The organism is Streptomyces panaciradicis, assembly GCF_023516615.1.
Classification (GTDB): domain Bacteria; phylum Actinomycetota; class Actinomycetes; order Streptomycetales; family Streptomycetaceae; genus Streptomyces; species Streptomyces panaciradicis.
Map to the genome: position 1 here is coordinate 1 of NZ_JAMGBF010000352.1, position 350 is coordinate 350.

At 70.3% G+C, this 350-nt stretch carries 1 protein-coding gene; it reads left to right on the forward strand.

Features of this window, described 5'->3' with window-relative positions; translation table 11 throughout:
- On the forward strand, window positions 1–350 hold a 350-nt coding region (locus M8J74_RS44325), incomplete at both ends, for a thiamine pyrophosphate-binding protein (RefSeq protein ID WP_505016729.1).

The following is a 350-nucleotide window of genomic DNA, read 5'->3' on the forward strand; positions in this document are numbered from 1 at the left end:
AAGCGCGTCCTCGGCTTCGACCCGGAGAAGACCTTCGAGGTCTCCGACGACGTCATCAAGCACACCCGGCAGGCGCTGGAGCGCGGCCGCGAGGCGAAGGCGGAGTGGGAGAAGTCGTTCCAGCTGTGGCGTGAGAACAACGCCGAGCGCGCCGCCGACTTCGACCGCATCAGCAAGGGCGAGCTGCCGGCCGGCTGGGAGGACAAGGTCCCGGTCTTCGAGCCCGGCAAGGGCGTCGCCACGCGTGCCGCGTCCGGCAAGGTCCTGCAGGCGCTCGGCGCGGTGATCCCGGAGCTGTGGGGCGGCTCGGCCGACCTCGCCGGCTCCAACAACACCACCATCGACAAGAC